This window comes from Nocardia sp. JMUB6875, from assembly GCF_041154655.1.
Taxonomy (GTDB): domain Bacteria; phylum Actinomycetota; class Actinomycetes; order Mycobacteriales; family Mycobacteriaceae; genus Nocardia.
On sequence record NZ_BAAFGR010000012.1, the window covers coordinates 19,849 to 43,099 of the forward strand.

Below are 23,251 nucleotides of genomic sequence, written 5' to 3' on the forward strand. Positions count from 1 at the left end.
CCCGACTTCCCCACGGAGACAACCATGATCAATCTCGAACTCCCCAAGAAGCTGCGGGCCAGTGCCAACCAGGCGCACCAGGTCGCGCAGGAGATCTTCCGCCCCGCGTCCCGCAAGTACGACCTCGCCGAGCACGAGTACCCGGTCGAGCTGGACACCATGGCCGCCATGGTCGAGGGCCTGTCCGACTCCGGCACCGAGCAGATCTCCGGCGCCACCGGCGGCCGCACCGGCGACGAGGACAAGCACGCCACCGAGCTGCTGGGTAACACCAACGGCGGCAATATGTCCGCGCTGATGAACGCGCTCGAGACCTCGTGGGGCGACGTCGGCCTGATGCTGTCGATCCCCTACCAGGGCCTCGGCAACGCCGCCATCGCCGCGGTCGCCACCGACGAGCAGCTCAAGCGTTTCGGCAAGGTGTGGGCCGCCATGGCCATCACCGAGCCGTCCTTCGGCTCCGACTCCGCGGCGGTCACCGCCACCGCCACCCTCGACGGTGACGAGTGGGTCCTCAACGGCACCAAGATCTTCGTGACCGCGGGCTCGCGCGCCACCCACATCGTGGTGTGGGCGTCGGTGGACCGCTCCGCCGGCCGCGCCGCCATCAAGTCCTTCGTCGTCCCCCGGGATGCCAAGGGCCTGACCGTGTCCCGCCTCGAGCACAAGCTCGGCATCAAGGCCTCCGACACCGCGGAAATCCGCTTCGAAGACTGCCGCATCCCCAAGGACAACATCCTCGGCTCCCCGGAAGTCAACGTGGAGAAGGGTTTCGCCGGCGTCATGCAGACGTTCGACAACACCCGCCCCCTGGTCGCCGGCATGGCCGTCGGCGTCGGCCGCGCCGCCCTGGAAGAGCTGCGTCAGGTGCTGACCGACGCGGGCATCGAGATCTCCTACGACAAGCCCGCCAACAACCAGCACGCCGCCGCCGCGGAATTCCTCCGCCTGGAAGCGGATTGGGAAGCCGCCTACCTGCTCTCCCTGCGTGCCGCCTGGATGGCCGACAACAAGAAGCCCAACTCCCTCGAGGCCTCCATGTCCAAGGCCAAGGCCGGCCGCATGGGCACGGATGTGACGCTGAAGGCCGTCGAACTGGCCGGTGCCACGGGTTACTCCCAGCGCACCCTCCTGGAAAAGTGGGGCCGCGACTCCAAGATCCTCGACATCTTCGAAGGCACCCAACAGATCCAGCAGCTCATCGTCGCCCGCCGCGTCCTAGGCCTGTCCAGCGACAAGCTGAAGTAAATTCCAACACAACAAAACCGGTGCGAACCTCACGGTTCGCACCGGTTTCTCGTTGGCGCACCCTGCCCGTCGGCAGGCCGGGGAATCACGAATCGCGGCCGGAGGGGCGGACATGTAAGGATGCGGCATGGGGTTCGAGGCGATCGTGTCGGCGGCCGGGGTTGTCGGGGTGGGTGCGGCGATGGCCGGGGCGGTACAGGCGACGATCCGGGCACGGAAGGCGAGAAGGCAGGCCCTCGAGCAGGCTGCCGAGCGGTCTTTGCGGGCAGCCGGGGAATGGGGCGTGCTGCGCGGAGATCCGGTGGAAACAAGCGTATTACCGCCATTGGTAACACGACCGCAGTCGTCACTGCAGGCGCAGCCGCAGTTCGTGCCACCGCCCCTGCCTCAACCGCAGTTCGTCCCACCAGCCCTGACTCAGCCGACGCAGGCCGGGTCGGTAGGACAGGGGTACGGACAGGCTCCGATTCCAGTGCCGCCGCGGCCGAATATCGATTCGCTGCAGGCGCGTGAGTACTTCCAGTACATCGGGAGTGCGAAGCGGCAGAGCACGGCCTACTTCTGGACGTATTTGATCTCCGGCGTGCTGGGGGTGTCGGCGCTGCTGGGCGCTGCCGCCCTGGCCGTGTTCGGCAGCCGGGACATCGCGCTGTTCACGACGATTTGCGGGGCGCTGCCGACCGGAATCTCCGCGCTGTTCTACGCGCGCGCCGGTGATGTCGACAAGGCGGCACGGGAGAACCTGGCCCTGCTGGACAAGGCTGTCGAGAATGCCAAGCGCACCAAGGCTGCTCGCGATGTCGCCGCACGCCTCCCACCCGGCCCGGAGCGCGACCGCATTCTGAGCATGATCGCGATGCGGCAACTCTTTCCGGACGCCGCGCCGGCCGACCTCGCCGTGCTTCTCCCCGAGAGCAATCACGGCAGTGCGGATTCCGCACCTGCCACACCGCCGATCCCGTCCGTTGACTGACGATCAGCGTGGCGGGCTGGGAGTATGGAATCAGCTACTGAATCGAGGTGAGTTCAATGACGCAGGTGGCGTTGCTTTCTCGGGTTCGGGTCAAGGCGGGGGCGGGCGAGCAGTTCGTCGCGGCCATGAAAGGGGTGGTGGAGCAGGCCCGGGAGGAGGGCGGGACACTGCTGTACGTGCTGCAGCAAGCGCGGGATGATGCGGAGTCGTTCTGGGTTTCGGAGATCTATGCCGATGAGAAGGCTCTCGAGGTACATCGGAGAAGTGCCGCCATGGAAGCGGCGGCGCCGGTGTTGGGCGAGCTCATCGAGACGGCGGAGTTGATGGTAGGGGAACCGTTGGCGGCTAAGGGGATCTAGCGAGTTCGGGCAGGCGGATGCTACGTCCGATTTCTGCCAGCGTGAGGGTGGCGAGGGCAGCAGGCTCTAGGCATGCATCGAGTGATCGACTTGAAGGTTTTGTATTTCGGGACGCCGGTGGTGTTGATCAGCACTCGGAATGGGGATGGGACGGGGAATATCGCGCCTATGTCGTCGGCGTGGTGGTTGGGGGATCGAGGCATGCTCGGGATGAGCGCCTCCTCTCAGACCACGCGGAACATGTTGCGGGAGAGGGAATGTGTGCTCAATCTGCCTTCTTCCGAGATGGTGTCGGCGGTGGATCGGTTGGCGTTGTTGAGTGGGTCGCCGGAGATGACTCCGCATAAGGTGGAGAAGGGGTATCGGTTTGAGCCGGATAAGTTCGGGGCTGCGGGGTTGACACCGGAGGCGTCGGAGATCGTTGGGGCGCCGCGGATTGCGGAGTGTCCGATTCAGCTCGAGTGCGAGGTGGTGTCGTCGCGGGCGTTCGATGAGGACGGGCGGATTACCGCGCATACGGTGCGGGTGGTGCGGGCGCATGTGGAGGAGGGGTTGATTGTGCCGGGGACGGCGCATGTCGATTCGGTCGGGTGGGATCCGTTGATCATGAAGTTTTGTGAGTTCTTCGGGGGTGGAATCCGAATCCATCCGTCCCGGCTGGCCGAGGCCTGGCGGATTCCACAGCCTCAGTCCACCCGTTAGAGCTGGGATTATGCGGGATGTGGTTGCTGAAATGTGATCGGCGCGGCTAGGTTTCGGCGGTGCGTGGATTCAGTAGGCGGATGCTATTGGGGGCCAGTGCTATTGCCGTCGGCGGGATGGTAAGGGCGACGGAGGCGAGGGCTGGAGTGCCGGTTATCGGGCCCGCGTTCGATGCGCAGTATCGGGCGGTGACGAAGCTGGCGGGTGGGCGGTGGCATTGTCTGGTCAGGGAATTGGGGGCGGGGGCGCCGGAGACGGTGGTGGAGGAGGACGCGGATTTCGTGATCGAGGGGGCCAGTGTGCAGAAGCTGGCGGTGATGACGGCGTTGATGAGTGAGGTGGACGCGGGGCGGATCCGGTTGTCGGATACGACGACGCTGGATGCGGAGATGGTGGCCGAGGGTAGTGGGCTGTATTTGAATCAGGCGGCCTTCGGGGATCAGCTCACCGTGGCGAATCTGCTGACCACGATGTTGCAGGTTTCGGACAACACCGCGGTGCGGTTGATGTCGCGGTTCGTGTCGGGGGATCAGATCAACGAGACGCTGGATCGGTTGGGGTTCAAGGAGACCCGGGTGGTGCCGATCGCCGGGGACAGCCGGTTCTATCTGGGGTACACAACGGCTCGGGAGAACAATGAACTGCTGTATCGGCTGGCTTCGGGGACGCTGCTGTCGAAGCAGTCGACACAGGACGTGCTGCGGATCATGACCTGGTCGGCGGTGGGGTATACGGACGGGGTGCGGCGGAACATGTCGTCGGACGAGCGGGCGCGGTTCGCCACCAAGCACGGGGCCTCGGAGGACAAGCGGCACGACACAGGGATCATGTTCGACGCCGATGGCGGGCCGATGGTGGTGTATTCGTTCTTCACCGATCAGGCGCCGGATGCCGACAATTACGGGGCCACGAATCCGGTCGTCGAGGCGCATGCGGCGCTGGGGCGGGCGCTACTCGACACCTATACGAAGCTGTCGCCGTTGCAGGCGTTCATCGATCCGAAGAAGATCGCTTCAGGCGGACACTGAAAAACTCAGCCCGCCAGCAGGTTTCGCATGGCGGTGAACACCTCGGAGGCACCGCCGAGCGACCACCCGCCATCGACGGGAATGATCGCGCCGTTCACGTACGACGCCTGCGGCGACGCCAGCCACAGGCAACAGTCCGCGATCTCCTGCGCCGTGCCGTAGCGCCCCATCGGAACGGACTTCACGACCAGCTCCGCCATCTCCGGCGTCGGCGCCAGCCGCGACATCCCCTCGGTGTCCTCGATCGGACCGGGCACCACCGCGTTGACCCGGATCCCGGCGTGCGCCCATTCCAGCGCCGCGACCCGGGTCAGCATGTCCACGCCCGCCTTGGCCGCACACGCGTGGGCCTGCATGTTCATCGGGATGGTGGCCTGAGGCGCGGAGATATTGATGACGGACGCCCCAGGCGTGCGTAGGTGCTCGCGGGCGGCCCGTAGCACGTTGAAGGTCCCCTTCAGATCGATGTCCACCACCGCCGCGAAAGCCCGCGCCGACATGGATTCCGTTGCGGCGGGGAAGTTTCCGGCCGCGCCGGAGATCAGCACATCCAGGTGGCCGAGTTCACGGCAGACGGCGCTGATACCCGCCGCGACGGAGTCGTAGTCGCGGACGTCGGCGACGAAGCCGCGGGCCATGACACCGTGCTCGCCGAGCGAGTCGACCGCGTCGCGGACCTTGTCCGGCGTTCGGGAGAAGACCGCAACACAGGCACCGGCCCGCGCGAACGCCTGCGCCACAACGAGATTGATGCCGCTGGTGCCTCCGGCCACGAACACGGTCCGGCCGGAGAAATCGAAGAGATCGCTCATCTACTGATTTTGCGACCCCTGAGCCTCAGGCGGCGGCGAAACGGACGGCCAGTTGGGTGCGGCTGGTACAGGAGGTCTCGGCCAGCACCCGGCTGAGATGCTTCTTCACGGTGTCGACGCCGATGAACAGCCGCTCGGCGATCTGCCGATTGGTGAGCCCGCGCGCGGCCAGATCGGCGACCTCCCATTCACGCGGGGTCAGCTGCCACTGCGCGGTGGCGGCCCGACGCTCCCGGTCCCGGGCGAGCTGCTCGGTGACCAGCGGCGCGAGATGGCGGCGCAGGGTGTGCAGGACGGCCAGATCGCGTTCGGGCACCCGTAGCGAATCGGCGACGGCCATGCCGACGAACAGGACTCCGGCGGGCCCGCCGTCCACCATCATGACCGCCTTGTCGGCAATCCCGTTGGGCCGCAGGAATTCCGTGAGGAAGCGGGCCCCGCCGGGCGCCTCGCTCAGCCGGATGACACCGCGGCTACGCAGCAGCTCGGCTACAGGTTCACCGCGCAGCGGGTCCGCATCGATCCAGTGAGCGTTATAGGCCTCGAGGAACTCGGGCGTGTAGCCGCCCTCGATGCCGCACCCCTGACGAATGGCCCCGGCGACCGTATCGCCATGCAGCACCGCGATTCCGGTGAATCCGAACCAGTTCCGCAGCGCCAGCAGCAGCCGCTCCCGGAACTCGGTCAGGTCCGCGGCGCGATCCACGGACTCCAGCACGCCGATGACGCGCCGATGGTCCTCGGCGCTGAGCGGATCGCCCTCGGGCAGCGGCCGCGGGCGGCGGTTGGGATCGGTGAGGACTCCAGTCACCCCCATATATTCCACCTTTGGGCCATGCCGGACCACGCCGCGAGCGGGCAAGCTCTAGGACATGACGAACACAGAGAACACCCGCCGCTGGCTGATCACCGGAGCGAACAGCGGCTTCGGAGCTGCCTTCACCAAGGCGGTGTTGGGGGCGGGTGATGAGGTGATCGCGGCGGTGCGGCGGCCGGAGAGTATGGCGGAAGTTGTTGCGGCGCATCCGGATCGGGTGCAGGTTGTCGCGTTGGACGTGCGGGATGGGGCGGCGGCCGAGCGGGCGGTCAAGGAGGCCGGGCGGATCGATGTGCTGGTCAACAATGCCGGGTACGGGATCGTCGGCGCGATCGAGGAGACCGCCGAAGCCGATCTGCGCGATGCCATGGAGGTGATGTTCTTCGGGCCGCTGCGGCTGACGCAGTTGGTGCTGCCGCAGATGCGGGAACGCCGCGGGGGCGCGATTGTGCAGTTGACGAGTATGGGCGGGTTCATGTCGTTCGCGGGTGTGGGCGTGTACAGCGCCGCCAAGGGGGCGCTGGAGTTGGCCAGTGAAGCGCTTGCGGCGGAGGTGAATCCGCTGGGGATCCAGGTGCTGATCGTCGAACCGGGTGAATTCCGAACGGGTTTCGCGAATCCGGCCGCGCTGACCATCGGGTCGGCGATCCCGGATTACGCAGACACCGTCGGCGCCATCCGTGACGGGCTGCCCGCCTCCGACCAGCAGCAGAGCGGCGATCCGGACAAGGCCGCGGCCGCGGTGCTCGCGGTTGTCGGACAGGCGAATCCGCCGCTGCGCCTGGCACTGGGCCCGGATGCCGTGGGCGCCATTCGCGGCAAGCTGGCCACCGTCGCCGCCGAGCTCGACGCCACCGCGCACCTGGGTCTGAACACCGGCTTCGACCAGGCCTGAACACCCGAAACACTCCGAAAACGCGATCAGCCCGCCGAACCCCCTCGGCGGGCTGATCGTCAGTGGTTGCCTAGAGCGCGGTCAGCGCCGAGCTTCCGGAGCTCATGGCGGTCACGATGTTGGCAAGCACGGCGAGCAGTTCCATGGGGGTTCCTCATCATTTCGGGGGTTGGAAACACGCAGCCTGGGCGACCACGATGACGCCCGAGCGACGGTGAGGTTAACAAGGCGAGCATTCCTTTCGAATCAGTACCGTTGCCGTATATGTCCGAAAATGTGTAACTCGGGTCACATGCCGCTGTTACGGTGGCGCTACCCCGCCGTCGGGTCCGGGCGGCGGGCGGCTCGGTGATTCGGAGGTGGTCGGCATGGCCTCGGTTCTGCATTCGACTCGGCTGCGTGTGGCGCATACGGGTGAGGCGCTCAAGGGGCTCAAGCGCTTGCGCGAGCTGGGGCTGAGCGATCCGACCGAGCCGGTGGAGACCGTGCGATTACTGAGGGACGCAAGGGTTTTCGGACCGCCCGCGACGGCCGTGCGGCGCGCGGCCCGCAAGTTCGGGGACCTGCCCGCCCTCGCCGACGAGCGCGGCGAGCTGACCTACGGTCAGCTCGACGACCAATCCAACGCGCTGGCACGCGGACTCCAGCGCCAGGGCGTGAAACCCGGGACCGTCGTGGGCGTGCTGGCGCGCGATCATCGCGGCCTGATCCTCACCATGGCGGCCCTCGGCAAACTCGGCGCGCGCCTGGCGCTGATGAACACCGGCTTCGCCAAACCCCAATTCGCGCAGGTCTGCGAGCGCGAGAACGTGCGAGTCGTCCTGCACGACAGCGAATTCCTGGGCCTGCTCGACGCCCTGCCCGAGGATCTGCCCCGGGTGCTGACCTGGGTCGATGAGGGCACCGAGATCCCCTCCGGCGCAACGACTCTGGACGAACTCATCGAATCCAACGCGCCGACCCCGCTGCCCGCGCCCAAGAAGCCGGGCGGCTTCATCATCCTCACCTCCGGCACCACCGGCCTGCCCAAGGGCGCGCCGCGCGAACGCACCGGCCCGCTGTCGACCGTGCAGATGGTGGACCGCATCGACTTTCCGCAGCGGGGCACGATGGTCATCGTCTCCCCCATCTTCCATTCCACCGGCTTCGCGACCTGGCTGGCCGGCTGCGCCTTCGGCAACAAGGTGGTGATGGCGCGCCGCTTCGACGCCGAGCGCACGCTGCGCCTGATCGCCGAGCACCGGGCCGACATGCTGGTGGCGGTGCCGACCATGCTGCATCGAATGGTGGAGCTGGACAAGGAGATTCGGCAACGCTACGACACCTCGTCCCTGAAGGGCATCGTGCTCGCCGGTTCAGCGCTGTCCCCGGAGCTGTCGGTGCGCACGGCCGAGGTGTTCGGGCCGGTGCTCTACAACCTCTACGGCTCCACCGAATGCGCGATCGCATCGGTCGCGCGCCCCGAGGATCTGACCGTCGCGCCGGGGACGGCCGGACGCGCCCCGCTCACCTGCGAGGTGGCGCTGTTCGACGACGACGGGAAGCGCATTCGCGCCAAGAACGTGACCGGCCGCGTCTTCATCCGCTCGGGTTCGCCGTTCAAGGGCTACACCGACGGCCGCACGAAGGAGATCATCGACGGCTACATGTCCAGCGGCGATGTCGGCCACTTCGACGATCGCGGACTGCTGTTCATCGACGGCCGCGATGACGACATGATCGTCTCCGGCGGCGAGAACGTCTTCCCGCAGGAGGTCGAGAACCTGCTGCTGGAACGCAAGGACGTCTTCGACGCCGCGGTGGTCGGCGTGGACGATGTCGAATTCGGCAAGCGGCTGCGCGCGTTCGTCGTTCCCGAGCCGGGCGCGGAGCTCACCGCGGAGGAGATCAAGGCCTACGTGAAGGCCAACCTCGCCCGCTACAAGGTCCCACGCGACGTCTTCTTCCTCGACGATCTCCCCCGCAACGCGACCGGCAAACTGCTGCGCCGCGTCCTCGTCGAGTACCAACCGCCCGCTGCGGAGACCTCTATATAGAGCAACGACCACTCTCCGCGATCCGGCGGCAATCGTGTCGCCCCCGCCACGACCTGCGCCCTTTATTCGTTACCGCTGGTAACGGAGACCTCGGCCACACCGGAGCTGCCGGTGCTTGCTAGGGTTAGCACCGCACTGGATCTCGAGGTTGTGATCCATCCGGCCGACTCGTCCGGCAGGGGGATCGCGGAAGGTTGTACCCATGTCACTTGCCCTTTCGTCGGCTGGCACGGTTCTACGCAAGGCGGGTGATGCCGCCCTCAGTGTCAATGCCATGGTTCGCGGGGGTCTGTTCAATCCGCTGCGCCCGGACATCGCGGCTCGCTCCGCGATCAGCATGCTGAAGTTCGGCCCCTTCGCGGGTGCGGTGGTGCACGGCGCCAATACCCATCCGAAGAGCGCGGCCATCGTCGATGAGGGCGGTGAGCTGACCTTCGAGCAGCTCGATCAGCTGTCGAACGCCTTCGCGCGCGGGCTCGCGGCCCAGGGCCTGGGCCCCGGCGACGTGGTCGGCGTGCTCTGCCGCGACCACCGCGGCATGGTGCTGAGCCTGGCCGCCGCCGGCAAGCTCGGCGTGCGCGCGGTGCTCATGAACACCGGCTTCGCCAAGCCGCAGTTCACCGATGTGGCCGCGCGCGAACAGGTTCGCGCGGTCCTGCACGACAGCGAGTTCTTCGACCTCATGTCCGCCATCCCGGCCGACATCCCCCGCATCCTGACCTGGGTCGACGCCAAGGACAACGCGGACCCGTCGATCCCGACCATCGAGTCGGTCTCGGCCGGGCAGTCCACCGACGCGCTCACCCCGCCGGAGAAGCCGGGCGGCATGGTCATCCTGACCTCCGGCACCACCGGCACCCCGAAGGGCGCCCCGCGCGACAAGGTCTCGCCGTTCATCACGGCCCAGTTCCTGGATCGAATTCCGTTGCCGCGCAACAGCACCGTGGTGATGGCCGCGCCGATCTTCCACGCCACCGGCCTGTCGCAGTTCACGCTGTCGCTGGCGCTGGGCAACCGGGTCGTGTTCCAGCAGCGCCGCTTCGATCCCGAGGGCACGCTGGCCAATATCCAGAAGTTCCGCGCGCAGGGCCTGACCGTGGTGCCGACCATGCTGCAGCGCATCCTGGATCTGCCCGAGGAGACCCTCGCCAAGTACAAGCCGTCGGAGACCCTGAAGGTCATCTTCGCCGCGGGTTCGGCGATCCCGCCGGACGTCGTCACCCGCACCCTCGACTACTTCGGCGACTCGCTCTACAACGTGTACGGCTCCACCGAGTGCGCGGTCATGACCGTGGCCCAGCCCGCCGAACTGCGCAAGGCCCCGACCACCGCGGGCAAGCCGCCGGTCGGCATCCGCATCGCGCTCTACGACGAGAACCGCAACCGCATCACCGCCCCGAACGTGACCGGCACGATCTTCATCGAGAACGGGCACTCGTTCAAGCAGTACACCGACGGTCGCACCAAGGAATACGTGGACGGCCTCATGTCCTCCGGAGACGTCGGTCACTTCGACACCGACGGGCTGCTGTTCATCGACGGCCGCGACGACGACATGATCGTCTCCGGTGGCGAGAACGTCTTCCCGCAGGAGGTCGAGAACCTGCTGTCCAACCGCCACGACATTCTCGAGGCGGCCGTGGTCGGCGTCGACGACCGCGACTTCGGAAAGCGCCTGCGCGCCATCGTGGTTCCGGGCCCGGACTCCAAGCGCGACGTGCAGGAGATCAAGGACTACGTGAAGGAGAACCTGGCGCGCTACAAGGTGCCGCGCGAGGTGATCTTCCTCGACGAGCTGCCGCGCAACGCCACCGGGAAACTGCTGCGCAAGCCGCTGATCGAGATGGAAGTCACCGAGAACTAGCCAAAGCCGTTCGCGCCCCGCCGGTTAACGGCGGGGTACGAATTGGGGGTGAAGTTAACCGTGGTTATTATCAGCGCGTGAATATCGGATCCGGCCGCTCCAAGGCGCATTCCCGCAGCGATGCTGCGGTTTTGCGTGGCGGGGCGGCCGGTTCGGTTTCCGGGGCGCTCGCGGTGGCCGCGCACGGTTTCGTCTCGGGGGCCGCGCCCCTGGAATCGGGACCGCTGACGCTGCTGATCGCCGCCTCGGCCGCGGTCGGCGCGACGGTCGCCAGCGTGCACGCGCTGCGCAGCACCGCACTCGGCCTGGTGGTCGCGCTCATCGGCGGGCAGATGCTGGGTCACTTCAGCATGATGTGGGGCTCGCCGGGGCACAGCATGCACATGCACCACCACGCCTCGATGTGGAGTCCGGCCATGCTGGGCGCGCACATCGTGGGCGCGTGCGTGGCGGCCGTCGTCATTCTGGGCGCGGAGGCGGCCTATCGGATCGGCACCACGGTGCTGGCCTGGGCGCTGCCGCTGCCGATTTCGCTGCCGGTGCTGTCCGGGCCGCCGCGGCTGCCCATCGCGCACCGGGATCTGGTCGTGCTGCGCATCTTCGCGGCCGACGTCTTCCGCACGCGGGGTCCACCCGCGCTCGTTCGAGGCTGATTCCCCTACTTTCATCCGGGCACACGGACTTTCGCGTCCGTGTGAACTGCGCTGTACGCCCGCGACCGTCGCGGCGGTGTCATGCGCGTCCCGGCAATCCATGACCGCAGTGCGCGCCGGTGGCAGTCGGATGCGCGCCATGAGGGGGTCATGGCCTGCCCGGACCACGCACCGCCTCGGCTGTCCTTCCCCTGTACCTGCTGTCCCCCGGGTGTTCCCTCGAACCCGAAAGACCCTCTGGTGACAATCACTGAGAGCGGTGTCGACTCGGCACCGCCGTCCTCCCCTACCCAGACGACGGAACCGCCGTCCGGTAAGACTCCGAAACGGAGCGTGGGCAACGCCTTCCAGGCGCTCATGCTGCGACTGCACTTCTACGCGGGCGTCTTCGTGGCGCCGTTCATCCTGATCGCGGCCGTCACCGGTGCGCTGTACGCGATCTCGCCGACGCTGGAGAACATCACCTCCAGCGGTCTGCTGCACACTGATTCGACCGGTCCGGCCAAACCGCTGCAGGAGCAGATCGCCGCGGCGCAGACGGTCGAGCCGAAGCTGGCGCTGGTGGCGGTGGCCCCCGGCCAGAACACCGGCGACACCACCCGGGTGATCTTCAGTGATCCGTCGCTGGGCGCCTCCGAGCGGCGCGCGGTGTTCGTCGACCCGGTGACCGCGCAGCCGGTGGGCGACAGCGTCGTCTACGGCAGCTCGGGCGCGCTGCCCATGCGCACCTGGATCGACAAGCTGCACAAGGATCTGCACCTGGGCGATATCGGCCGCTACTACAGCGAGATCGCGGCCTCCTGGATGTGGCTGGTGGCGCTGGCCGGGCTGGTGCTCTGGTACCGGCGGGTGCGGGCGCGGCGCGAGAAGCGTTCGGCCGCTTGGCTGGTGCGCCCGGATCGGTCGCGGCCGCGGGCGCGCACGCTGAATTGGCATGCGGTGGTGGGCGTCTGGATCCTGCCGGTGATCCTGCTGCTGTCGGTGACCGGCATGACCTGGTCGAAGTACGCGGGTGAGAACGTCACCCAGCTGCGCAAGACCATGAGCTGGACCACGCCCGCGGTGAGCGCGAAGCTGCCGGGGACGGGCGGTCCGGCCATGTCCGCTGGCGGTGAGCACGATCACCACGGTGGCGGCGCGGCCGCGCCCATGCCCGCGGCCGGGAAGGCGGCGCTCGTCGACACCGTCTACGGCGTCGCGCGGGCCAATGGCCTGACCGGTCCGATCGAGATCAGCATTCCGGCCAAGGACGGCATGGCCTTCGTCGCCCAGGAACTGCGCCGCCCCGGCCAGTACACCCGCGATGCGATCGCGGTGGACGGCGCGACCGGCAATGTCACCGACACGCTGCCCTACGCCGATTGGCCGCTGATGGCCAAGCTCACCAACTGGGGCATCCAGTTCCACATGGGTCTGATGTTCGGCCTGGTCAACCAGCTGTTGCTGCTGGCCGTCATGGTCGGGCTCGGCACGGTGATCGTGCGCGGCTATCTCATGTGGTGGCGTCGCCGTCCGACCAAGGAGTCCAGGCTCGCGGTCGGCAAGGCGCCGCGCCGGGCCATCGCGCAGGCCCCGCTGATCCTGCTCGTGCCGCTGGCCGCGGCCGGGATCGTGATCGGCTGGTTCGCGCCGATGATCGGCATTCCGCTGCTGGCGTTCCTGGTGATCGACGTGCTGGTGGGTGTGGGAGCCCGCCTGCGTAGCGCCGCCTGATCCACACCTGATTTCGAAACCGCTGAGCGACACGGCCTCCGGGCCGTGCCGCCGGACGGTCACATCTTCACGCGGTTCACGCACATACAAGAGCCGTGTCCATTCGTGCGGACCCTGACCCGCACCGACGAAAAGAATCCTGATGAAGCTCAACAAGTTCGCCGTGTCCGCCGCCCTCGTCACGACCGCGCTCGGGGTGACCGCCGGAACCGTGAACGCCGCACCCGCCGCCACCGACGCGGGTGTCGTCAACTACACCGCCGATGCCGGCGAGCGGGGCCTGGTCATCCGCACCGATGCCGGGTCGCTGGTGGTGGACAACGGTGTCCTGAAGATCAAGGCCGCCGACGGCACCACCGTCGCGGGCACCGAATTGTCGTTCCGGGTGGACGATTACGTCTTCCCGATCGCCGCCGACATCCACGACCGCGTCGCCACCCTCACGCCCCAGTTCGACGCCGCGCACGCGGTGTACCAGCCGGTCGCCCTCCCCTTCGAGAACAGCGCGCCCTGGAAGACGGACTACGAGCGTGAGCAGGCCGCCTGGAGCCGCATGACCAGCACCCTCTCCATGGGCGCCACCATCGGCACCCTGGCGGGCGGCCTCGGCGGGGCGGCCCTCGGCTGCCTGCTGGGGGCGGTGGGCGCGGCGGGCCTGGTGACCCTGGGCTCCGCGGGCGTGCTCGCCGCCATGTTCGTGCCGCTGCTCGGCGCGGCGGGCACCGGCTGCCTGATCGGCGCGGCCGCCGTCGGCTTCCTCGGCACCATTGCCGGGCAGCTGTTCGTCACCGCCCCGGTCGCCATCGCCGCCGCGGTCCAGTACTTCACGACGATCAACCAGCCGTCGATCAACGTGGCGAAGTAGGAAGTCGCCCGGCCGGAGCCATCCCACCCCCCGTTATTTCGGCGGGATGGCTCCGGTGGGCATCGGTAGGCGGTCCAGGACTCGGACCGTCACCGAGTCGGGGATGACTCCGCCGGCAGCGAATTCGCGTTCCGAGTTGGGGCGCGTGCGCCAGGCGGCGGCGTTTTCGGGAGAGTCGAATTCGACGATCACCAGGATGCGGTGGGGGTCGGCGGGGTCGGTGAGGACCATGGCCAGTTCGCCGCCCGCTCGGCGGCGGTGGTCATTGGCGCTGGAAAAGGCTGTGCGCCAACGTTCTACGTCCTCGACGCGCTGATCGACGACCAAATACGTCATGATGCCGCTCTTTCCGTGCGGGTCGGGGTGAGATCGCGCCGCAGGGCGCGGGTTTCCCGGGCGTGGGCGGGCGCGCCCAGGAAGCGGTAGAGGAAGCGGACCGGGCCCGGGATGTCCCGGATGAAGTTCTCGCGCTCGATGGGATCGGCTTCCTCGAGAATATGGCCGAGGAAGACCAGGGCGCGGCGCTTGGGGAGCGAGGCCATACCGCGTTCGCCAAGTTCGGCCCATTCGGATTCGGTGAGGGTCTCGGCTACCAGGGGCAGCACGATCTGCTCCTCGTCGTGGAGGTGTTCGGCGAGGACCGCGTGCAGCCTCGAGGATGCGACGGTGACCTGTTCCCCCGCGGTCCCGTCGGATTCCCAGCCGGTGAGGGCGGCGTCGACGGCCTCCATGGCCGCGCCGATGGCGCCGTGCTGGGATTCCATCGAGTCGACCAGGGCCGGGTCGATGCTCGCCGAACGCAGGCGGGGCCAGACCAACTCGTCCTCGGAGTGGTGATGGTGGTGCAGGGCGGTGAGCATCTCGCGGCCGTGGCGGACCACGCGGCGAATCTGCTCGGCGTCGGATGGCGGTGTGGCCGCGGCGATTTCGCCGAGCAGGCGGAATTCGCGGGTGAAGACTCGATGGACCACGACCATGGCGTGGGTATCGCAACTCATGAAAGCCCCCGGTTCTGATAAATGCACTGCTGTGCATTCAGTGCATGTGGATATAGTGAAGCGCAGCACAGGGACTGTCAAGGCATGAATCGAGAAAGGGCCGCCGCGCGTGAACGAGAACCCGCCGACCGGCGGACCGGGCCGGGTCGCTCAGCGCCGGCGCACCCGCAAGGCGATCGTGGATGCCGCGATGGCGCTGCTGGCCCGCGGGGCGAATCCCTCGATCAATGAGATCGCCGAGGCGGCCGATGTCGCCCGGCGCACGGTCTACCTGCACTTCCCCACCCTCGATCAACTGCTGCTCGATGCTACCGTCGGCCTGATCAGCGCGGGTGCGGACGAGGCGATCGAGCGGACCGAGAGCGCGGATCCGCGCGAGCGGATCGCCGTGCTGGTGGCGGCATTGACGGGCAATATCCGCGAATCCCTGCCCATGGGACGGCGTTTGGTGAAGCTGACGGTGGACGCCGCGCCGCCGGAGCCGGGTCAGCCGCGGCGCGGGTTCCGCCGCATCGGCTGGATCGAATGGGCACTGGATCCGTTGCGGGACCAGTTGTCCCCCAGCGCTTTCGAGGATCTGGTGTCGCAGGTGGCGCTGGTGGTCGGCTGGGAGGCGTTCATCGTGCTCACCGACGTGCGCGGGCTGGAACCGGAGACGGCGCGCGACCTGTGCACCCGCGCGGCCATCGCACTGATCGACGCGGCGGTGTAGGACAGGCGATTTCGCCGTTCAGAGGCGATGGGCACCGGCCGACGGGGTGACGGTGAAGTCGTGGGGCGCGTCGAATCCCTTGTTCGCGAAGGCTTCCCGCACGGTGGTCCGCACCGCGTCGGCGCGGTCGCGGTCGACGAGGGCGATGACGCTGCCGCCGAAGCCGCCGCCGGTCATGCGCGCCCCGTGCGCGCCCGCCGCCAGGGCCGTGTCGACGGCGAGGTCCAGCGGTGGGGCCGAGACCTCGAAATCGTCGCGGAGGGAGGCGTGTCCGGCGGTGAGGGCGGGGCCGATGCGCCGGGGGTCCGCGCCGGTGCGCAATTGTTCGGCAATTCGCAGGACACGGGCGTTTTCGGTGATCACGTGTCGGGCGCGTCGGCGCAGGACCGGGTCGGCGAGGCGGTCGAGCTCGTCGGCGGAGGCGATGTCGCGCAAGAATGGAACGCCCAGTTGTGCTGCGGCGGCGGCACATTCGTCGCGGCGGCGGGCGTACTCGCCGTCGACCAGGCGGTGGAGACTGCCGGTGTCGAAGACCAGCAGGGACAGGCCGACGGCGTCGAGATCGAAGGGGATCTGCTCGGTGGCGCCGGTGCGGGTGTCGAGGAACAGCAGGTGGCCCGCCGTGCACAGGATGGACGCGGACTGGTCGAGGACGCCGGTGGGTACGCCCGCGTAGACGTTCTCGGCGGTGCGGGCGATATCGATGATCTCGGCGGCGGAGACGGTGGGGGCGAACAGGTCCCGCAGGGCGATGGCGACCGCGCAGGACAGCGCCGCCGACGAGGACAGGCCCGCGCCGATGGGGACGGTGGCGTCGAGATCGAGATCGACGCCGGGGATCTCGTGGCCGCGGCGTTCGAATTCGCGCAGCACGCCCAGCGGGTAATGGCTCCAGGCGGGCAGTTCCGACCAGCCGCCGGTGCCGAGCGCGGCGACGGTGGTGTCGACCGGCCGGTGCGGGGCCTGGCGAGATCGCAGCCGCACCTTGCCATCCGGAAGTACCGCGGCGGTGCAGGTCATGCCCAGCGGCAGGGCCAGCGGCAGCACGTATCCGTCGTTGTAATCGGTGTGCTCGCCGATGAGATTGACCCGGCCGGGCGCCCACCAGCGTCCCGTTCCGGGTGTCCCCCGGCGTCCCGCGCCAGATGCCACTGCGGCTCCTGTTCCAAGAGTCGTGCAGGCCGTTCGGTTCGATTCGCGGGGAGCATAACGAGTCTCGCGGAAAGCGGTCCTGCGGGTTCGCCGAACTCCGCTCCGGAGCGGGCGCTTTCATGTCATGATCGGTTCGGTTGCCCAAATAGTGGCAGCGCCTTTGTCGACCGGGCACTCTGCCACCGCTGCGCGGGGACCTATGCTCGTACCGCAATGCTCGGTTGATGATCGGCGGTGTCTTTTCGAGTACTGCTCGGATAAGGGGGGCTGGTGGGAACAGACGCACAACCGGCCGAACAGTCCGGTCCCGATCGGGCCCCGTGGCGCGTCAGAATCTGCTGGCGCACCGTGTTGTTCGCCTGCGGCGTGCTCGTTCTCGGTCTGCCCCTGGTCAACAGCTCCCGCGCCGTCATGCTGGGCACCCTGTTCGCCTCGGTCGCCATCAGCCTCACCATGATCGGCAGCGGAGTCCGCAAGTACCGGCCGCGCCATCCGCTGCCCTGGTACCTGTTGTCCGCCGCGGCCGTGCAATTCACCATCGGCACCGCGCTGCGGCACGTCACGGAATCACAGCGGCATCCCTTCGACGATCTGTTCACCCTGTTCGGATACTGCTGCGTCGGGGTGGCCGCGGTGCTGTGGCTGCGCCCGCGCCAGAACAGTACCGACCACGACGTGCTGCTGGACTCCGCGCTCATCGGTCTGGGCGCGGTGCTGCTGTCGTGGACCTTCCTCATCTCGCCGGTGCTGCACGTGGCGCACGGCTTGCATTTCAGCACCGTCATCAGCATCGCGGACCCGATCGTGGACGCGTTGCTGCTCACCGTGATCGTGCATTCGGTCATCACCTCGGCCCGCTCGGAGACCTCGCTGCGGCTGGTCCACCTGGCCATGCTGGTGATCCTGGCCGGGGATCTGGGCTACCACCTGCAGACCGTCGGCTCGGCGGTGTTCGGCCGCCAGATCCAGCTGCTGCCACTGCAACTGGGCTTCACGCTGATCGGCGCGGCCGCGCTGCATCCGAGCATGGTGGTGCTGGGCGGGCCGCGCGATATCCATCCGCACCGCTCCCGGCAGCGGGCCAGCATCATCGCCATCGTCATGATCGTCGCCTCGCTGGTGCCGGTGGTCGGCTCCAGCCTCGACACCCTGGACCGCGTGGTGGTGTCCTCGCTGTTCGCACTGCTACTCGGCGGCGTGCTGCTACGCAGCGAACGCGCCATCGAACGCAGCGCCCGCAGCGAACGGCGCGCGCAGTACCAGGCAGACCACGACATGCTCACCGGACTCCTGAACCGCGCCGCCCTGCTGCGGGCGCTGCATCGTAATCGGGAGCGCTGGGCCGGACAGCCTTTGGCGCTGCTGTTCATCGACCTCGACGGCTTCAAGCGGGTCAACGACAACTACGGGCACGCGGTCGGCGACGAATTGATCGCCAATGCCGCGGCCCGGATCCGCCGCGTCATCCGGCGGGACGACGCGGCCGCGCGTTACGGCGGAGACGAATTCGTGGTGCTGGCCCCGCTGGCCCAGCAGCAGGCACGCCAGCTGGCCGAACGCCTGCTGGCCACGCTGGGCGAGGCGTTCGAGCTGAGCGCGGCCGAGGTGCGCATCGCGGCCAGCATCGGCATCGCGTGCTCGCGGCCGCGGGAGACCGAGACCACGGTGTACGAGCTACTGCGCGAAGCGGATTCGGCCATGTACCACGCGAAGGAATACTCGCTGGGGTACGTCTTCCACGACGATCTGCGCCGGGCGCACGATGATCTGCGCCGGGCCCATGACGATCTGCGCAAGGCGCGGCCCGAATCCGGGCCGCGCACCTGGCATCGTGAATCAGCGGTCTAGCACAGCGAATCAGCTGTCCAGCACAGCGAATCAGTCGCCCGGCTCAGGCCAGATCCTCGAGTAGCCGACGGGCCGATTCGAGTTCGGCCTGCAGCTGCTCCACCTTGGCCTGCTGCGCGGCGCGCACGGCCTCGTGGATGGAATCCACCACCTCCGCGAATTCCGGGTGCAGGATCTTGGCGGCCTGGGCCACAGCGGAACTCGCGACCGGCAGGCCCTTGATGGTGCGCTTCTTGCCGTTCACCACATCGAGGGTCCACTCACCGTCGGCGGTGCCGCTGAGGGTGACGGTCACCTCGGCGGCCTTCGGCTTCTTCGCCGCCGCCGCGGCGGCATTGCGGGCCGGGCGAGAGGCGGCGGGCTTGGCGGCCTTGGCTTCCGGAGCCTCGGCGGTGGGCTGCGGGGCCTCCGGCGCGGGCGCGGCCGGAGCCGGGGACGTCACGGGCGACGACATCGTCACGGTGGATTCCTTCCTGGTTGCCGTTTTCGGGGTAGTTCCAGTCGGTTTCGCGGCCGATGACGCATTGGCCGTTCTAGCAGGCGCATTGGCCGATTGAGCAGACGCGGTGGCCGCTTTCGCAGGCGCACCGGCCGGTTTGGCGGGCTGGCCGGCGCGGGCCGGTTTGGTGAGCGTCACCTCGGTGGGGCCGAAGGACAGTACATCCTTCGAGCCGGTGGGCTTCACCTGCAGGAAATCTCCCTCGGACGGATCACCGAGGGACATCACCTTGCCGGAACGGCCTTCCGGCACACCGACCGCCGACGCGGTGAACCACACCATCGGCGGACGGCCCGCGTCGATCTCCGCGGCGATCTGCCGAATCTCGGTATCCGACAAGGGCTGTGGCTTGGTACGGGTCGACATGGGGCACTCCGGGCGGGCGGGCGGACATCTGCGTGCCAAGAGCATGCACCATGGCACCGACAAATCCACATCCGGAGATTTCGCGATACCACCGCCGTGCAGGTCAGTGAACGTTTGGCTATTCCGACCGGTACGACCCACCGCGCATGGCCGGCGCAGGAGATCCTAGGCGTCCGCCCCTGTCCCCGCGCAACTTTCAGAGTTGTTCCACACCGCGCAGAACGCACCGGACGGTCTGTGGACGGGTCACCGGATCCAACCGCGTCTCGGTGGTGAAATCCTGGGTCGCACCCGGCGCGACCAGCACCTCGGTGCGGGTCCGCTCCAGATCCGTGGACTCCGGCGTCATGAAGCTGATCACCACGAGATACCGGTGCTCGACCACATCCCGATTGCTCACCACCGCCGTCGCCTGCCAGCCCGCCGAGGTCCCCGCGCAGCCGGTGACGAAGGCGCTGCGCTGCATCTCCCCCGTATCCCCGGACGCCGGCTGGGTGTCGGCGGGTTTCGCGTGCGCGGTCTCGGAGTGGCCCGCGTGCCCGCAGCCGGTCAGCAGCGCCACGCAACCCGTGACGACACCGACGAGACCTCGGCCGGGGGTGATCATGAAGCTCCCATTCCACCGCGCACTTCCGCCCCCGCAATCCTGTTGCGGCTGATTAGCCGCGCGCCGAGATTACCGCAGCGCCCGCGCGTGTCGTCACATGACACGGCAGGCGTGTCGCATGCGGAAACCACCCGTACGCTCGCCTTTCGCGCCCGACAGGTCGCTTGCCTACGATCGATCGGGTGAAGATCTTGGGAGCCTGCCCACTCGACTGCCCCGACGGCTGCTCCTGGGTGGTGGACGTGCAGGACGGCAAGGCGGTCGGCCTGCGCGGTAACAAGGAGCATCCGGTCACCCGCGGCGCGCTGTGCGTCAAGGTGAACCGGTACCTCGAGCAGGTCCACTCCCCCGAGCGCATCACCCACCCGCTGCGCCGCGTCGGGCCCAAGGGCGAGGGCCGCTTCGAGCGCATCACCTGGGACGAGGCGCTCGACGAGATCGCCACCCGGCTCACCGGGATCATCGCCGAGCACGGCGGCGAGGCCATCTGGCCGTTCCACGGCAACGGCAGCCTCGGCTACGTACAAGGGCTGGAGGGGTTTTCCGGGCGGCGGTTCTTCAACGCCCTCGGCTCGTCGCTGCACGAACCGACCATCTGCTCGATCGCGGGCAACACCGGACTGAACTACACCCTGGGCACCGCGGGCGGCATGGATCCCGAAGATCTGGCGCAGTCGAAGCTGATCCTGTTGTGGGGCACCAATCCGCTGACGACGGGTCATCACATCTGGAAGTTCATCCAGGACAGCGGCGCGTACACCGTCGCCATCGACCCGGTGCGCAGCCGCACCGCCGAACGCTGTGACGAACATCTGGCACCGCTGCCGGGCACCGATGCGGCGCTGGCGCTGGGACTCATGCATGTCATCGTGTCACTGGGCGCCGAAGACGGCGACTTCTTGGCCGAACACACCGAGGGCTGGCCCGAATTCCGCTCTCGCGTCGAGGAATACACGCCCGAGCGGACGGCGGAGATCACCGGGCTGCCGGTGGAACGCATCGTGGCGCTCGGCGAGCGCATCGCGCGCACCCGCCCGACCGCCATCCGGGTCTCGCAGGGCATTCAGCGGCACGCGGGCGGCGGCATGGCGCTGCGCACCCTGGCCTGCCTGCCCGGCGTCACCGGGGACTGGGCGATTCCCGGTGGCGGACTACACTATTCGACCAGCGGGCACTTCGAGCTCGATGTCGAGGGGCTCTCCCGCCACGACCTGCTGCCGCATCCGGTGCGGACGCTGTCGATGACGCGCATGGGCGAAGCGCTGCTGGATCCGGCCGGACCGCCCGTCAAGGCGCTGTTCGTGATCGCCGCCAACCCGGTCGGCTCGAATCCGGACCAGCGCCGGGTGATCGAGGGTCTCGCGCGCGAGGACCTGTTCACCGTTGTGCTGGAACACTTTCAGACCGATACGGCCGATTACGCCGACATCGTGCTGCCCGCCACGATGCAGCCCGAACACCTCGATGTCATCGCGGCGTACGGCAATCTCTACCTGGTCTGGAACGAACCGGCCGTGGCCCCGCCCGGCGAATGCCTGCCCACCACAGAGACTTTCCGGCGGCTGGCCCACCGCATGGGGCTGACCGAACCGGCGCTGTTCGAGTCCGACGAGGAGCTGGCGAACCAGGTCCTGAAGAACTACGACATCGACCGCCTGCGCGCCGAGGGCTTCCTGAAGATCGAGCCGAAACCGGTGCCGCAGGGCAAGCTCCAGTTCGTCTCGGCGCGCGCCGTCGAGGACGGGCACGATCCGCTGGCCGGGTACACCCCACCCGCCGATCCGGGCGACGGTCTGGTGCTCATCTCCGCCGCCTCGCACTACTTCCTCAACTCCACCTTCGGCGCGAATCCCGAATTGCGGCGGCGCGCGGGCGAACCCAGGGTCACCATCCATCCGGACGACGCGGCCGCGCGGGGCATCTCCGACGGCGACGCGGTGACGGTCGGCAATGCGCGCGGTTCGTTCGACGCCATCGCGACGGTCTCCGACGCGGTCCGGCCGGGTGTGGCCGCGACCGAGAAGGGCCGCTGGGCCAAGCACACCGGCGGTGCGACCGTGAATGCGACCATCGCGGAAAGGGATTCGGACTACGGCGGCGGCGCGGTGTTTCACGACAACCGGGTCGTGATCACCCCGCGCACGCACGCCGCCGACGATCAGGCTCCGAGCGCTTCCAGCACCCTGCGGGCCTGATAGTCCGCCCCCAGCTGGTTGGGGTGGAAGGGCACGGCCGGGCCGACCGGGTTGCCCGAGTACGGGAGCAGGCCCTCCACCCAGCGGGTGCCGACGGGCTTGCACGCGTCGTGCCCGGCGCTACCGGCGTAGGTGTCGACGAACTCCACGCCGGTGTCGTCGGCGACCCGGGCGAGCATGTCGTGCATCTCGATCAGCTTGCGCCCCAGCCAGATCGCGTCCGCGTCGGAGATGGGGATCTCCGGCCAGCAGCCGCCGTCGAGGCCGATGCCCTCGAAGTAGTCGAGCAGCAGGATGCGCGCGTGCGGTGCCCGTTCGCGAATGCCCGCGATGGCGGCGGCCACTCGCGGTTCGGTCCTGGCGATGTTCTGTGACATCCGGTCCACGCCGTCCACCACCATCTGGTCCAGGCACGGGGTGGCGGCGGGGTCGAACGTGACGCAGGCGCCGACGACCGCCGCGAGATCGGCGTCATTGCCGCCGATTTCGAGGGTGACCAGGTCGGTGCTCTCGGTCAGCCGGTCGAACTGGGGCGCGTTGTCGCCGAGCGCGGTGCGCTGCGGTGCGGTCATGTTCGCGGTGACCGCGCCACCGCAGGTGGCGTCGCGGAACACCGGCACGCTGAGCGCCGCCGCGACCTGCTTGGCGTAATTGCGGGCGCTCTGTACGCACGGCGTGGGTGTGAAGACGGTCGTGATCTGGGTGATGGTGGCGTCGGCGGCCCACGAATCCCCCAGGGCCACATACTCATTGACGGCGGGTGCGGCGGCATCCGGTTCGGCCCGGGCGGCTCCGGCGGGCAGCACGACGGCGAGGGCGGCTGCGGTCAGCAGTGCGCGCGAGGTCTTCATAACTGTTCTTCCCTGCATCAGCCCAATACCGAATGCTGGACTGTTTTCAGCCGGAAAC

General features: G+C 68.2%; 22 protein-coding genes. 14 read left to right on the top strand and 8 right to left on the bottom strand.

Translation table 11 applies throughout. From position 1 onward, the window contains the following. The first annotated feature begins 24 nt into the window (after positions 1-24). The 5 genes from ACAM49_RS05060 (at position 25) to ACAM49_RS05080 (ending at position 4,310) form a co-directional block, all read left to right on the top strand. Positions 25-1,248: an acyl-CoA dehydrogenase family protein gene (locus tag ACAM49_RS05060; protein ID WP_369634269.1), complete on the top strand. Its 1,224-nt coding sequence runs from the start codon at positions 25-27 to the stop codon at positions 1,246-1,248. Between the two features lie 127 nt (positions 1,249-1,375). After that, positions 1,376-2,221, top strand: a complete 846-nt coding sequence (locus tag ACAM49_RS05065) for a hypothetical protein (protein WP_369634270.1) — start codon at positions 1,376-1,378, stop codon at positions 2,219-2,221. A gap of 56 nt (positions 2,222-2,277) precedes the next feature. Next, positions 2,278-2,580: a putative quinol monooxygenase gene (locus ACAM49_RS05070; protein WP_369634271.1), complete on the top strand. Its 303-nt coding sequence runs from the start codon at positions 2,278-2,280 to the stop codon at positions 2,578-2,580. Positions 2,581-2,652: 72 nt separating this feature from the next. Continuing rightward, on the top strand, positions 2,653-3,282 hold the full coding sequence (locus tag ACAM49_RS05075; RefSeq protein ID WP_369634272.1) for a flavin reductase family protein: 630 nt from the start codon (positions 2,653-2,655) through the stop codon (positions 3,280-3,282). A 188-nt stretch (positions 3,283-3,470) separates the two neighbouring features. Further along, a complete protein-coding gene (locus tag ACAM49_RS05080) occupies positions 3,471-4,310 on the top strand; it encodes a serine hydrolase (RefSeq protein ID WP_369634273.1) in 840 nt (279 codons plus the stop codon). Between the two features lie 5 nt (positions 4,311-4,315). On the opposite strand, the gene ACAM49_RS05085 is transcribed toward ACAM49_RS05080, so the two are convergent. Next, a complete protein-coding gene (locus ACAM49_RS05085; protein WP_369634274.1) occupies positions 4,316-5,122 on the bottom strand; it encodes an SDR family oxidoreductase in 807 nt (268 codons plus the stop codon). Positions 5,123-5,147: 25 nt separating this feature from the next. Further along, entirely contained in the window at positions 5,148-5,939 is a 792-nt protein-coding gene (locus ACAM49_RS05090) for a LuxR C-terminal-related transcriptional regulator (protein WP_369634275.1), read from the bottom strand. Between the two features lie 55 nt (positions 5,940-5,994). On the opposite strand from ACAM49_RS05090, the gene ACAM49_RS05095 reads away from it, so the two are divergent. The 6 genes from ACAM49_RS05095 (at position 5,995) to ACAM49_RS05120 (ending at position 13,965) form a co-directional block, all read left to right on the top strand. After that, positions 5,995-6,834 (top strand): SDR family NAD(P)-dependent oxidoreductase, encoded by an 840-nt coding sequence (locus ACAM49_RS05095; RefSeq protein ID WP_369634276.1) that lies wholly within the window; start codon positions 5,995-5,997, stop codon positions 6,832-6,834. A gap of 368 nt (positions 6,835-7,202) precedes the next feature. Then, complete coding sequence (locus ACAM49_RS05100) at positions 7,203-8,870, top strand: acyl-CoA synthetase (RefSeq protein ID WP_369634277.1); 1,668 nt, start codon at positions 7,203-7,205, stop codon at positions 8,868-8,870. Positions 8,871-9,072: 202 nt separating this feature from the next. Beyond that, positions 9,073-10,734 (top strand): acyl-CoA synthetase, encoded by a 1,662-nt coding sequence (locus tag ACAM49_RS05105; RefSeq protein ID WP_369634278.1) that lies wholly within the window; start codon positions 9,073-9,075, stop codon positions 10,732-10,734. A 77-nt stretch (positions 10,735-10,811) separates the two neighbouring features. Further along, complete coding sequence (locus ACAM49_RS05110; protein ID WP_369634279.1) at positions 10,812-11,387, top strand: hypothetical protein; 576 nt, start codon at positions 10,812-10,814, stop codon at positions 11,385-11,387. A 240-nt stretch (positions 11,388-11,627) separates the two neighbouring features. Continuing rightward, complete coding sequence (locus ACAM49_RS05115; protein WP_369634280.1) at positions 11,628-13,100, top strand: PepSY-associated TM helix domain-containing protein; 1,473 nt, start codon at positions 11,628-11,630, stop codon at positions 13,098-13,100. Between the two features lie 142 nt (positions 13,101-13,242). Then, positions 13,243-13,965 carry a hypothetical protein gene (locus ACAM49_RS05120; RefSeq protein ID WP_369634281.1) on the top strand — a complete coding sequence of 241 codons (723 nt, stop codon included), beginning with the start codon at positions 13,243-13,245 and terminating at the stop codon, positions 13,963-13,965. Between the two features lie 33 nt (positions 13,966-13,998). Here ACAM49_RS05120 and ACAM49_RS05125 read toward each other — a convergent pair whose 3' ends face one another. Both ACAM49_RS05125 and ACAM49_RS05130 read right to left on the bottom strand, forming a co-directional pair. Beyond that, positions 13,999-14,301: a hypothetical protein gene (locus ACAM49_RS05125; RefSeq protein ID WP_369634282.1), complete on the bottom strand. Its 303-nt coding sequence runs from the start codon at positions 14,299-14,301 to the stop codon at positions 13,999-14,001. Then, positions 14,298-14,963 carry a hemerythrin domain-containing protein gene (locus ACAM49_RS05130; RefSeq protein ID WP_369634283.1) on the bottom strand — a complete coding sequence of 222 codons (666 nt, stop codon included), beginning with the start codon at positions 14,961-14,963 and terminating at the stop codon, positions 14,298-14,300. The genes ACAM49_RS05125 and ACAM49_RS05130 overlap by 4 nt, the downstream gene beginning before the upstream one ends. A 109-nt stretch (positions 14,964-15,072) precedes the next feature. Here ACAM49_RS05130 and ACAM49_RS05135 point away from each other — a divergent pair, with 109 nt between their 5' ends. Continuing rightward, positions 15,073-15,675 carry a TetR/AcrR family transcriptional regulator gene (locus ACAM49_RS05135; RefSeq protein ID WP_369634284.1) on the top strand — a complete coding sequence of 201 codons (603 nt, stop codon included), beginning with the start codon at positions 15,073-15,075 and terminating at the stop codon, positions 15,673-15,675. 18 nt (positions 15,676-15,693) lie between these two features. On the opposite strand, the gene galK is transcribed toward ACAM49_RS05135, so the two are convergent. Beyond that, positions 15,694-16,827, bottom strand: a complete 1,134-nt coding sequence (galK, locus tag ACAM49_RS05140) for a galactokinase (RefSeq protein WP_369634285.1) — start codon at positions 16,825-16,827, stop codon at positions 15,694-15,696. Between the two features lie 270 nt (positions 16,828-17,097). Here galK and ACAM49_RS05145 point away from each other — a divergent pair, with 270 nt between their 5' ends. Next, positions 17,098-18,675, top strand: a complete 1,578-nt coding sequence (locus ACAM49_RS05145; protein ID WP_369634286.1) for a diguanylate cyclase — start codon at positions 17,098-17,100, stop codon at positions 18,673-18,675. Positions 18,676-18,718: 43 nt separating this feature from the next. On the opposite strand, the gene ACAM49_RS05150 is transcribed toward ACAM49_RS05145, so the two are convergent. Both ACAM49_RS05150 and ACAM49_RS05155 read right to left on the bottom strand, forming a co-directional pair. Next, entirely contained in the window at positions 18,719-19,540 is an 822-nt protein-coding gene (locus ACAM49_RS05150) for a DUF6319 family protein (RefSeq protein WP_369634287.1), read from the bottom strand. Between the two features lie 196 nt (positions 19,541-19,736). After that, the gene (locus tag ACAM49_RS05155; protein ID WP_369634288.1) at positions 19,737-20,147 is read right to left on the bottom strand and encodes a hypothetical protein; all 411 of its coding nucleotides are present in this window, start codon (positions 20,145-20,147) and stop codon (positions 19,737-19,739) included. A gap of 182 nt (positions 20,148-20,329) precedes the next feature. Here ACAM49_RS05155 and ACAM49_RS05160 point away from each other — a divergent pair, with 182 nt between their 5' ends. Further along, the gene (locus ACAM49_RS05160; protein ID WP_369634289.1) at positions 20,330-22,342 is read left to right on the top strand and encodes a molybdopterin-dependent oxidoreductase; all 2,013 of its coding nucleotides are present in this window, start codon (positions 20,330-20,332) and stop codon (positions 22,340-22,342) included. On the opposite strand, the gene ACAM49_RS05165 is transcribed toward ACAM49_RS05160, so the two are convergent. Further along, positions 22,306-23,193 (bottom strand): SGNH/GDSL hydrolase family protein, encoded by an 888-nt coding sequence (locus ACAM49_RS05165; protein WP_369634290.1) that lies wholly within the window; start codon positions 23,191-23,193, stop codon positions 22,306-22,308. The genes ACAM49_RS05160 and ACAM49_RS05165 overlap by 37 nt on opposite strands. Positions 23,194-23,251: the final 58 nt, after the last annotated feature.